Consider the following 11,621-nt stretch of genomic DNA (forward strand, 5'->3'; position numbering starts at 1 on the left):
GACCGACCCCGCCCGGGGTGCCGGCGCGGTCAGCCCCCGCACCTGCGCGGCGGTGAGCCCCCCACGGGCCGGCACCCCGGGCGGGGTCGGTCCGCCGGGCGGCGGGAAGGGCGCCGGAGCCGGTACGGGCGTCGGAGCCGGTACCGGCGTCGGCATCTGGGCGGGCGGGGGCGGAGGTGCGGGCGCGGGCATCGGGGCAGGCGCCGGCATCTGGGCCGGCATCGGCACCCCCGCTCCCAGGGAGGCGGCCGCCCCCAGGGGAGCCGCCGCGGCCACCGCCACCGGCTGGGCGACGGGCATCGGCATGCCGGCCCCCGCCGAAGCGCCGGAGGCCATCGCCGCGAGTCCCTGAAGACCGGCCCCGTTGGTCTGGCCGACCAGCCGGTCCACTGCCGCCGTACCCGAGCTGTAGCCGGTCCCTTGAGCGAGCTCGGGCACGGCGGCTCCCCTCCTGGTCCCGTAGAGCACCTGTTCCAGGCCGGACACCAGGCGACGCACGTCCACCTGGGGGCGCACCACGAGCCGCAGGAAGCGGCTGGAAGAGCCGATCTTGTTGCCGCACTCGCGGACGAGGATGCGGTGCTCGGTGAGCATCCGGTCCCGGACCACGGTGCCCTCGGCGCCCACCGGCAGGCGCACGAAGAGGAAGTTCCCCTGCGAGGGGTAGACGGTCAGACCGGGCAGCGCGGCGAGCTGGCTCGCCATGTCGAGGCGGTCCCGGCGGACCTGGTGCAGGCTCTGCGCGTACTCGGCGCCGTGCTCCTTGAGCATGAACACCACGTACTCGGCGAAGGCGTTGAGGTTCCACTTCGGCAGCATCGAGCGGACCCGGCCGGCCAGCGAGGGGTTGGCGACCATGTAGCCGAAGCGGATGCCGTGCAGGCCGAAGTTCTTGCCGAGGCTGCGCAGCACGATCACGTTCGGCCGGACCATCGCCTCCTGGACGACGCTCGGCTCCTGCTCGGCGTCCGCGAACTCCAGGAACGACTCGTCGATGACGATGAGGTCCAGGTCGGCCATGGCGTCCATGAACTGCACGAGCGCGTGCTTGTGGAGGAAGCCGCCGTCGGGGTTGTTCGGGTTGCAGATGACCGCGACCCGCGTGCCCCGGGTGCGTATGAACTCGGCGTACTGCGCGAGGTCCAGGGCGAATCCGCTGGACTCCTGGAGCGGGAACATGTCGACCCGCTTGCCGGTCTCCATCGGCTGGTCGGTCCAGCGGCCGAAGGTGGGGACCGGGACGGCGAGGGACTCGCGGACCAGCAGGTGGTCGATCCAGGTGATCAGTTCGGTGGAGCCGTTGCCCATCGCCACGGCCTGCGGCGGCAGTTGGAGCAGGTTGCACAGCTCGGCGGTGATCGTGTCGGCGCTGCTGGGGTAGTAGGTGATGATGTCCTTCAGCCGTGCGGCCATGGTGTCCATCATCGCCGGGGTGGGGAAGTAGGGGTTGCAGGGGATACAGAAGTCCACCGGGCCGGTCCCGTCTCCGCCTTCACGCGCCAGCGCCGCCATGGACGGGCTGTGCGCAGTCGTGCTGCGGAACAACGAGGTGACGTTGTCGGCCATCGAACCTCCGTATGGGGCGGACCCGGCGGGGACGACCGGGTCCGTCGTCATTGGGTGGCCCGCGCGGGGGAGCACGGGCCGCCCTTACATACGGATTCCTGCGTGGCGCTGTTCAACGGGTGTGAAAGAAGTGTGAGTTCGGGAACCCCGGTCCCGGTCTCCGCATCTGTACAGGTCAGGCGTCGAACGAGTGGATCGTCGTGGTCCGGTACGTCTGTCCCGGGCGCAGCACCGTCGAGGGGAACGACGGGTGGTTCGGCGAGTCCGGGAAGTGCTGCGTCTCCAGGCACAGGGCGTCGCCCTGGCGGTAGGTGTGACCGGAGGGGCCGACCAGGGTGCCGTCGAGGAAGTTGCCCGAGTAGAACTGCAGACCCGGCTCGACGGTGGAGATCCGCAGGGTGCGGCCGGACGCCCGGTCGCGCAGGGTCGCCACGTGCTCGGGCTTGGCCGTGATGCCCTTGTCGAGGACCCAGTTGTGGTCGAAGCCCTTGGCGGTGACCAGCTGCGGGTGCCCGACGCGGATGTCCCGGCCGATCTGCTTGCCCTTGCGGAAGTCGAAGGGGGTGCCCGCGACCCTCGCCAGCTCACCGGTCGGGATGAGGCCCGAGTCGGTGGGCGTGTAGCGGGAGGCGGCGATGCGCAGCTCGTGGTCCTCGATGGTGCCGGTGCCCTCGCCGCCCAGGTTCCAGTACACGTGGCTGGTCAGGTTGACCACGGTGGCCTTGTCGGTGGTGGCCTCGTAGTCGATCCGCCAGTCACCGTGCCGGGTGAGGGTGTACGTCACCTTCACCTTGAGGGTGCCCGGGTAGCCCATCTCGCCGTCGACCGACGTGTGGTACAGGTGCAGGCCGACGTCCGAGCCCTTGGTGAACGGCTCGACGTCCCACACCCGCTTGTCGAAGCCCTGGGTGCCGCCGTGCAGGCTGTTGTCGCCGTCGTTCACGGAGAGCTGGTAGCTCTTGCCGTCCAGGGTGAACTGCCCCTTGGCGATGCGGTTGCCGTACCGCCCGATCAGCGCGCCGAAGTACGGGGTCTTGGCGACGTAGTCATCGAGGTTGTCGAAGCCCGCCGAGACGTTCGCGTAGTGGCCCTTGCGGTCCGGGATCTCCAGGGACTGGACGACACCGCCCCAGGACAGGACCTTCATGCGCGTGCCGCCGTTGGCCAGCGACCAGATGTGGACCTTCGTGCCGTCGGCCAGGGTGCCGAAGACCTTCTTGGTCGGCTTCCTGCCGGCGGCTGCTGCCTCAGCGGTGCCCCCGAGCGTCGTCGCGGCGATTCCCGCGGCCGCGGCACCGGCGATGACCGTTCGTCTGTTCAGTTCCATCTAGCGGCTCCTGTGAAGGAAGCGGGCCCCGCCGGTTGCTCCGACGGGGCCCGAGATGACTTACGAACCGGACTTGCGCTTGTTCCACACGTCGAACCCGACCGCAGCCAGCAGGGCGAGGCCCTTGATGACCTGCTGCCAGTCGGTGCCGACACTGAGGAGGTTCATGCCGTTGTTCAGCACACCGAGGACGAGACCACCGATGATCGCGCCGAGGACGGTTCCCACACCGCCGCTCATGGACGCGCCACCGATGAACGACGAGGCGATGGCCTCGAGTTCGAAGTTCAGGCCCGCCTTCGGGGAGGCCGCGTTCAGACGGGCTGCGACCACCAGACCCGCCAGGGCCGCGAGCACGCCCATGTTCAGGAAGACAAGGAAGGTGACCTTCTTGTCCTTGACGCCGGACAGCTTCGCGGCCGGCAGGTTGCCGCCGATCGCGTAGATGTGCCGGCCGAAGACCGCGTTGCGCATGACGTAGCCGTAGCCGACCACGAGCACACCGAGGACCAGCAGGATGATCGGCGCGCCCTTGTAGCTGGCGAGCATCATCGTCAGGGCGATGATCGCCGCGCTGATGGCGACCAGCTTGAGCAGGAAGAGGTTGCGCGGCGCCACTTCCAGGGAGAACTCCTGCGAGCGCCGCCGCTCACGAAGCTCCTGGAGGATCACGAAGGCCAGCAGGACGAAGCCCAGCAGCAGCGTGATGTTGTGGTAGTTGGTCTCCGGGCCGACCTCCGGCAGGAAGCCGTTGCCGAGCTTCTGGAGCCCGTCCGGGAAGGGGCCGAGGGTCTGGCCCTCCAGGAAGATCTCCGTCAGACCGCGGAAGAGCAGCATGCCGGCCAGCGTGACGATGAACGACGGTATGCCGAGATACGCGATCAAGTAGCCCTGGATCGAGCCCGCGACGGCACCCACCACCAGGCACAGCACCAGGGCGACCGGCCATGCCACGTCGTGCTGCACGGTCAGGACGGCCGCGAAGGCGCCCACGAACGCGGTCAGTGAACCGACCGACAGGTCGATGTGCCCCGCGATGATCACCAGCATCATGCCGATCGCGAGGATCAGGATGTAGCTGTTCTGGAGCACCAGGTTGGACACGTTGCGCGGCAGCAGCAGGTCGCCGTCGGTCCACACGGCGAACAGCACGACGATCAGGCCGAGCGCGATCAGCATGCCGTACTGCCGCATGTTGCGGCGCAGCCCGTTCAGCATCAGCTGGAGCAGGCCCTCGCCGGAGGACGACGACCCCCCGCCCTTGCCCGGCGGCGCCGCGGCCGGGACCTTCGTCACATCGGTGCTCATCGCGTTACCTCTTTGTCCTTCGTCATCTGGCGCATCAGCACTTCCTGCGTGGCCTCGGCCCGCGGAACCTCACCCGTGAGGCGTCCGGCGGCCATGGTGTAGATGCGGTCGCACATGCCGAGCAGTTCCGGCAGCTCGGAGGAGATGAAGATGACCGCCTTGCCCTCGGCGGCCAGCTGGTCGATGACCGTGTAGATCTCGTACTTGGCGCCCACGTCGATGCCGCGCGTGGGCTCGTCCAGGATCAGCACCTCGGGACCCGCGAAGATCCACTTGCTGAGGACGACCTTCTGCTGGTTGCCGCCGGAGAGCTTGCCCACCGGCTCGAAGACGGTCGGCGCCTTGATGTTCATGGACTTGCGGAACCGCTCGGCGACCTGCCGTTCCTCGTGCTCGTCCACCACCCCGCGCTTGGCCACCTTGTTCAGGGCCGTCAGCGAGATGTTGCGGTTGATGGTGTCGATGAGGTTGAGGCCGTAGTGCTTGCGGTCCTCGGTGACGTAGGCGATGCCGTGCTTGACCGCCTCGGCGACGGTCCTGGTACGGATCTCCTTGCCGTCCTTGAGGACCTGGCCGCCCGCGTGCCGGCCGTAGGTGCGCCCGAACACGCTCATCGCGAGCTCGGTGCGCCCCGCGCCCATCAGGCCCGCGATGCCGACGATCTCCCCGCGCCGCACGTTGATCGACACGTTGTCGACCACCTTGCGCGACTGGTCGATCGGGTGGTGGACGGTCCAGTCGCGGATCTCCAGCGCCGGGGCCGCGTCCACCTCGCCCTCGTAGGGCGTGCGGTCGGGGAAGCGGTGGTCGAGGTCGCGGCCGACCATGCCCGTGATGATCCGGTCCTCGGTGGTCTCCGGGGCCTTCACGTCGAGGGTCTCGATGGACCTCCCGTCGCGGATGATCGTGACCGAGTCGGCGACCCGGCGGATCTCGTTGAGCTTGTGGGAGATGATGATCGAGGTGATGCCCTGCTTCTTCAACTCCAGGATGAGATCCAGGAGTTTGCCGCTGTCCTCGTCGTTCAGAGCCGCGGTCGGCTCGTCCAGGATGAGGAGCTTCACCTTCTTGGAGAGTGCCTTGGCGATCTCCACGAGCTGCTGCTTGCCCACGCCGATGTCGGCGATCCGGGTCTCCGGGTGGTCGGTCAGACCCACCCGGCGCAGCAGTTCGGTGGCGTGCTTCAGCGTCTCGTTCCAGTTGATGAACCCGCCCGCGGCGTGCTCGTTGCCGAGGAAGATGTTCTCCGCGATCGACAGGAACGGCACGAGTGCCAGCTCCTGGTGGATGATGACAATGCCGTGCTGCTCGCTCGCCCGGATGTCCTTGAAGGAGCAGAGCTCTCCCTCGAAGAGGATGTCCCCCTCGTAGGTGCCGTGCGGATGGACGCCGGAGAGCACCTTCATCAAGGTGGACTTGCCGGCGCCGTTCTCACCGCAGATGGCGTGGACCTCGCCCTGGCGGACGGTCAGTGTGACGTCCGACAGCGCCTTGACGCCGGGAAAGGTCTTGACGATCGAGCGCATTTCCAGGACGGGTCCCGCCATGGTCGTGCCTTCCAATCCGTAAGGTTCGACGCTTACTTGAGCTGGTCCGCCGTGTAGTAGCCGTCGTCCACGAGCTCCTTGACGTAGTTGCTCTTGTCGACGCTCACCGGCTGGAGCAGGTAGGCCGGGACGACCTTGGTGCCGTTGTCGTAGGACTTGGTGTCGTTGATCTCGGGCTTCTTGCCGTTGAGGGAGGCGTCCACCATGTCGGTGGCGACCTGGGCGAGCTTGCGCAGGTCCTTGTAGATCGTCATCGACTGCTGGCCGGCGATGATCGACTTCACCGAGGCCAGCTCGGCGTCCTGGCCGGTGACCACCGGGAGCTTCTTGCTGCCCGAGCCGTAACCGTCCGACTTCAGGGCGGCGATGATGCCGATGGAGATGCCGTCGTACGGCGACAGGACCGCGTCGACCTTGGCGCTGCCGTACGTGGAGGTGAGGATGTCCTCCATGCGCTTCTGGGCGGTGGCGCCGTCCCAGCGCAGCGTGGTGACCTGGGTGAGCTTGGTCTGGCCGGACTTGACGACGAGCTTCTTGCTGTCGATGTACGGCTGGAGCACGCTCATCGCGCCGTTGAAGAAGTACTTGGTGTTGTTGTCGTCGTTGGAGCCGGCGAACAGCTCGATGTTGAAGGGGCCCTTGCCGCTCTCCAGACCGAGCTTGTCGACGATGTACTGGGCCTGGAGCTTGCCGACCTTCTCGTTGTCGAAGGACGCGTAGTAGTCGACGTTCTTCGTGCCGAGGATCAGGCGGTCGTAGGAGATGACCGGGATCTTGGCGTCGGCGGCCTGCTGGAGGACGTTGTTCAGGGACTTGTTGTCGATGGCGGCGATGACGAGTGCCTTGACGCCCTGGGTGATCAGGTTCTCGATCTGGGAGACCTGCTGGTCGGGGTCGTCCTCGCCGAAGACCAGCTTGGTCTTGTAGCCCTTGGCCTTGAGGTCCTTCTCGACGTTGGCGCCGTCGGTGATCCACCGCTCGGAGGACTTGGTCGGCATCGCGATGCCGATGGTCGCGCCCTTGGCGCTGCCGGCCTTCTCCTCGCTGCCGCCCTCGCTGTTCTGGCCGCAGGCGGTGAGGGTGAGGGCGAGCGAGGCGGCGCCGGCTATGGCGGTGAGTGCGGCTCGACGAGTACGCATGATCATCATCCTTGATGTCGGGACGGGCTCGGTCTGGGTGGTGCGGTGACGCTCCGGCAACGAGGTGCGGCTCGGACCGAGGACAAGAGGGTGTGTGGGATTGTGTGTGACTGCGTCTGCTTTTGTGAAGGGACTCGGTCCGAAACGTTATGAGGGTGTTTCGAAACGCTTCAGAGCCCCGGGCAGTCGCGAACCGAGCGGCGCCATGTCGCCGTCCGCTCCGTGGCGTGCCAACAGGTCCAGGGCGAGCCGCCCCCGACGCACCCGTTCCCGGGCCGTGTTCAGGGTCAGATCACGCAGGTGGTGGCCGTACGGGTAGATCCCCGGGGCCTTCGACAGGCCGAACTTCAGGTAGAGCGGCGCACCGCGCCGGATGAGTTCGGCGACCTCGTACATCCGTACATAACCGCCGAGATCGTCGGGCGCCTCGATGTACATGTCCATCGGAGCGGCCGACACCCGCCGGATCTCGGTGAGGTGATCGAGCGTCAGATCGCTGGGCACGTTGATCGAGTCGGCGCCCAGGTTCTCGTAGACCGCGAAGGCGGCCGGGTTGACCGGACCGACGAGCGCGCTCAACTTCAGGGTGGTGTCGGCCGGGATGATGCCGGCGGCCCGCGCCCGGTGCAGTGTCCACAGCACGCCCTCGTCGGCGACGAGGAGGCACTGGACCCCCAACTCCGTTGCGCGGACGGCGTCTTCGACACAGCCGGCCACCGCGTCGTGGCCGCGGGCCCGGAGGCCCCCGCCGCGCGAGTCGGTCCGGACGGAGCCGCCGATGTCCCAGGTGCCGCGCGGACCGGTGAACAGGCAGAGCTCGATGTCCCGCTCGTTCGTGGCGTCGACCATCTCGGTGATCTCGGCGTCGGTCAGCATCCACACCCCGCTGCCCTGACTGATCCGGTGGATCGGCACGTCGAGCCGCGAGGCTTCCTTCAGGACGACGGCCAGCGCCTCCGGCCCCTCGCACGAGGGGATCTCGGTGCGCCAGCGGCCGCCGCCGGGGAAGGCGTGCGGTGAGGCGTCGGCGGGATCGAGGGCGGGCGCGCCCAGGCCGAGCGCGGCGAGCGCCTGCTCACCGGGTCGGCGGGCCGCCGGGGCGGAAGCGTCGGTCGTCACAAGCTGTCCTTTGTGTTCGAAATGTCGGACAAGGTTCGCGGCTCAAGTCGTGCGGGGCTGGGTGTACGCCGGTACGGAGTGGTCAGGTCACCCCGTACCGGCGTACGTCTAGGGGCGGAGCAGCACCTTCCCGACCTTCGGGTCACCGGACCCGACCAGCTCGATCGCCTCCGGGAACCCGTCGAGCGGCAGCTCGTGCGTGACCAGCGGCAGCGGATCGAGCAGGCCGGCCCCGAAGACCCGCACCGTGTGCGCCCAGGCGTCCGGCGGGGCACCGAAGACGGTGTGCACCTCCAACTGCCGCACGACCAGGTCCGTCGGGTCGAGCCCCTCGGCGCCCGGCGCCGGGATGCCCGTCAGGACCAGACGTCCGCCCCGCCTGAGCAGGGAGGCGGCGGTGCGCGCGGCGGACGCGGACCCCGCGGTCTCGATCACGACGTCGAAGTCGTCCGGGAGCTCCTGCGTCCTGGTGCGGAAGTCGGTGGCACCGAAAGCTTTCGAAAGCTCCGCCCGGTCGGGCCGGGTCCCTACCACGAGCAGCTCGGCGGGGGAGTTCGCCTTCAGGAACTGAACGGCGAACATCCCGAGCGTCCCGGTCCCCACCACGGCCACCCGCTCGCCGGGCAGGGCGTTCGCCTTGATCGCGGCGGCCGCGATGCAGGCGGCCGGCTCCAGCAGGGCCGCGGCCGTCAGGTCGGCGTCGTCCGGCAGGACGTGCAGCAGACGGGCGGGCAGGGTCAACGTGGTGGCCATCGCACCCGGCTGGGTGAACCCGGTCTCCTCGTACCCGGCCGTGCACAGCGTCGTCTCACCCGCGTGACAGCGGTCGCAGACCTGGCAGTTGCGGAAACCCTCGCCGACGACCTTGCGGCCGACAAGAGTTGAAGGCACATCCGCCCCGACCGCCTCCACCGTCCCGGACCACTCATGGCCCGGTGTGAGGGGATAACGCACGTATCCCTCGGGCCGGTTGCCCTGGTACACCTCGCGGTCGCTGCCGCAGATGCCGACCGCGTGGACGCGCACCAGCGCCTCACCGGACGCGGGCTGACGAGGGGCGTGCTCGTCGAGCCGGTGCTCGCCGGGCCCCTCGATGACGACCTGGGTGCTCACTTGGTGCCCTTGGGCTTGCGCTGCTCCCAGCCCTCGGCCCAGAGGTCGAACCGGGCCTGCTGCTGCGGGAACTCGGCGGCCGCGTCCACGTCCAACTCGACACCGAGACCCGGCGCGTCGGAGAGGTGGAAGTAGCCGTCCACGACCTGCGGGGCGCCCTTGACGACCTTCTTGATCTCCGCGTCGGCGAAGTCGTTGAAGTGCTCCAGGATCTTGAAGTTCGGGGAGGTGAACCCGACCTGGAGGGAGGCGGCGGTCAGCACCGGACCACCCACGTTGTGCGGGGCGACCAGCATGTAGTGGGTCTCGGCGGTCGCGGCCAGCTTCCGGGTCTCCCAGATGCCGCCGATGTGGCCGACGTCGGGCTGGATGATGTCCACGGCCTGGCTCTCGAAGAGCTCGCGGAACTCGATGCGGTCGTGGATGCGCTCACCGGTGGCGACCGGGATGTCGACCTTGGCGGCGACCTTCTCCAGCGCCTTCAGGTTCTCCGGCGGCACCGGCTCCTCCAGCCACGCGGGCTTGAAGGGCGCGAGGTCCTTGGCCAGCCGGACGGCGGTCGACGGCGAGAAGCGGCCGTGCATCTCCAGCATCAGCTCGGCGTCCGGGCCGATGGCGTCCCGGACGGCCTCGATGAGGGAGACGGCGTACAGGCTCTGCTCGTGGTCCAGCTCGAAGTGGCCGGTGCCGAAGGGATCGATCTTCAGCGCCTTGTAACCGCGCTCCATGACCCCCCGGGCGGCCTTGTGGTAGGCCTCCGGCGTCCGCTCGGTGGTGTACCAGCCGTTGGCGTACGCCTTGACCTTGTCGGTGACCTTGCCGCCCAGGAGCTGCCAGACCGGCACGCCGAGGGCCTTGCCCTTGATGTCCCAGCAAGCCATCTCGATCACGGCGATGCCGGACATGACGATCTCGCCGGCCCGACCGTAGTCGCCGTACTTCATCCTCTTGACGAGGTCCTCGACAGCGAACGGGTCGGAGCCGAGAATGTGATTGGCCTCGGCCTCCCGCAGGTAGCCGATCAGCGCGTCGGTGTGTCCCAGCATCCGGGTCTCGCCGACTCCGGTGATGCCTTCGTCGGTGTGCACCTGGACGTACGTCAGGTTGCGCCACGGCGTCCCGACCACGTGTGTGCTGATTCCGGTGATGCGCACGGCGGTTGCCCCTCGTTGCTTCGTCGGCTCAGTGACGTCTGTTCGAAATTTCGTCACACGTTCGAAATGCTGACGTGACAGTAGGGAGGGGGTGGCGGGAGTGTCAATGGGTCGAACGCATAACGGTTTCGACACTGCTTTCGACACGGCTTTCGAAGTCGGTTTCGACGAGATCGGGAAGGATGCCCGAACGGTCCCCGGCACACCCCTCAACTCGCCGCGTCGAAGCGGGTAGTTCGACACACAACCTTCACAGGCGTGACTATGAAAGGCAGGTGAGAGGAACTTAGTCTTCCCGCGTCATGGACTACTGCGACCCGTGCCGAAGGCACCTCAACGGCGCCCTCGCCTGCCCGGGGTGCGGCACCTCCATCGAAGAGCTGCGCGCGTACACCCCGCGCGTGCCCGCCCAGGCCCAGCCGCCGGAGCACGCGGTCCCGGCGTACGCGGCCTACGGGGTCGCCGAGTCGCAGTACGGCACCGCGGACGGCCCCGGGACGACGCCGTACGGGGGAGAGGGTCGGGGCGCCCAGGATCCCTCCCCGCACGGCGCGTACGGCATGGCCGGCCAGGGGGACATGGCGTACGGCACCGACGGCCAGGGCGGCGGGACGTACGGCACGGCCGGTCAGGCCGACATGGCGTACGGAGGCGGCCAGGGCGGCGCGGTGTACGGCGAGGACGGACACGCGAGCGCCTCACGCGCGGGTGATCCGGTGGGCGGTGGGCCGGCGGAGTACGGCTCGACCGGGGCCGACGCCGGCCCGGGCGCCGATCCCGACATCGATGCCAACCCCGCCCAGGGGGCCGACAGCGCGGCCGAGGGGGCCGTGGAATCCACCGGCGGCCGGGCGTCACGCCGACGCGCACGCGGCCGGGGCCCCGCGGAACCCGAGGACGCCCACGACGAGTACGGCGAGCGCGACGACGACGAGTCCGACGACCCGGACGACCCCTCCGACGGAGCCAGTCGTCGCGATCGCAAAGCGGCAGCGCACCGCCGTCGCCGACGCCGGACCCTGCTGATCGCCGCGGGCTTCGTGCTCGCGGCCGGCGGTCTCAGCCTCGCGGAGCTGGGCATGGACGCCCCGGGATCTCCCTCCAGACCGGCCGCGGCGGGCGGGGAGTCGGCCGAGGGCGGTGCTTCCCCGGAGGTGAGCGAGCCGGCGTCCGGGGAGACCCGCTCCGGAGAAGCCGTTCCCTCCGACTCGCCTTCTCCGTCGGCCTCCGAGTCCCCATCACCCTCCGCGTCCAAGAGCGGGGACCCCGACGCGAGCAAGAGCCCCGAGGCCGGGTCGGCGAGCACCAGGCCTTCCGGTGCGTCGACCCCCACCGCCACGCCCACGTC

General features: G+C 68.8%; 9 protein-coding genes. 1 reads left to right on the top strand and 8 read right to left on the bottom strand.

The genetic code is table 11. The features are described 5' to 3' along the window. The 8 genes from AOJ26_RS28675 to AOJ26_RS28710 all read right to left on the bottom strand — a co-directional run. The coding region (locus AOJ26_RS28675; protein WP_053851262.1) for a pyridoxal phosphate-dependent aminotransferase at positions 1 to 1,566 on the bottom strand (1,566 nt) is incomplete at its 3' end. Between the two features lie 175 nt (positions 1,567 to 1,741). After that, positions 1,742 to 2,893: an aldose epimerase family protein gene (locus tag AOJ26_RS28680; protein WP_053851263.1), complete on the bottom strand. Its 1,152-nt coding sequence runs from the start codon at positions 2,891 to 2,893 to the stop codon at positions 1,742 to 1,744. A gap of 60 nt (positions 2,894 to 2,953) precedes the next feature. Further along, a complete protein-coding gene (gene mmsB, locus AOJ26_RS28685; protein WP_053851264.1) occupies positions 2,954 to 4,201 on the bottom strand; it encodes a multiple monosaccharide ABC transporter permease in 1,248 nt (415 codons plus the stop codon). Continuing rightward, the gene (gene mmsA / locus AOJ26_RS28690) at positions 4,198 to 5,748 is read right to left on the bottom strand and encodes a multiple monosaccharide ABC transporter ATP-binding protein (protein ID WP_053851265.1); all 1,551 of its coding nucleotides are present in this window, start codon (positions 5,746 to 5,748) and stop codon (positions 4,198 to 4,200) included. The genes mmsB and mmsA overlap by 4 nt, the downstream gene beginning before the upstream one ends. A 32-nt stretch (positions 5,749 to 5,780) precedes the next feature. Continuing rightward, entirely contained in the window at positions 5,781 to 6,887 is a 1,107-nt protein-coding gene (gene chvE, locus AOJ26_RS28695) for a multiple monosaccharide ABC transporter substrate-binding protein (RefSeq protein WP_053851270.1), read from the bottom strand. Positions 6,888 to 7,034: 147 nt separating this feature from the next. Then, positions 7,035 to 8,006, bottom strand: a complete 972-nt coding sequence (locus AOJ26_RS28700; protein WP_053851266.1) for a hypothetical protein — start codon at positions 8,004 to 8,006, stop codon at positions 7,035 to 7,037. Positions 8,007 to 8,114: 108 nt separating this feature from the next. Next, positions 8,115 to 9,119, bottom strand: a complete 1,005-nt coding sequence (locus AOJ26_RS28705; RefSeq protein WP_053851267.1) for a zinc-dependent alcohol dehydrogenase — start codon at positions 9,117 to 9,119, stop codon at positions 8,115 to 8,117. Further along, entirely contained in the window at positions 9,116 to 10,273 is a 1,158-nt protein-coding gene (locus AOJ26_RS28710; RefSeq protein WP_053851268.1) for a mandelate racemase/muconate lactonizing enzyme family protein, read from the bottom strand. The genes AOJ26_RS28705 and AOJ26_RS28710 overlap by 4 nt, the downstream gene beginning before the upstream one ends. A gap of 302 nt (positions 10,274 to 10,575) precedes the next feature. Between AOJ26_RS28710 and AOJ26_RS28715 the strand changes: the two genes are divergently transcribed. Next, positions 10,576 to 11,621, top strand: a 1,046-nt coding sequence (locus AOJ26_RS28715) for an SCO2400 family protein (RefSeq protein WP_053851269.1), incomplete at its 3' end; no start/stop codon positions are given.

Source organism: Streptomyces sp. NRRL B-24085 (genome assembly GCF_001282115.1).
In the GTDB taxonomy this organism is placed as follows: domain Bacteria; phylum Actinomycetota; class Actinomycetes; order Streptomycetales; family Streptomycetaceae; genus Streptomyces.

What these genes read in the sequence shown, in the direction of transcription:
- AOJ26_RS28680 (WP_053851263.1), bottom strand. Translation starts at nt 2,893, where the DNA reads ATGGAACTGAACAGACGAACGGTCATCGCCGGTGCCGCGGCCGCGGGA.
- mmsB (WP_053851264.1), bottom strand. Translation starts at nt 4,201, where the DNA reads ATGAGCACCGATGTGACGAAGGTCCCGGCCGCGGCGCCGCCGGGCAAG.
- mmsA (WP_053851265.1), bottom strand. Translation starts at nt 5,748, where the DNA reads ATGGCGGGACCCGTCCTGGAAATGCGCTCGATCGTCAAGACCTTTCCC.
- chvE (WP_053851270.1), bottom strand. Translation starts at nt 6,887, where the DNA reads ATGCGTACTCGTCGAGCCGCACTCACCGCCATAGCCGGCGCCGCCTCG.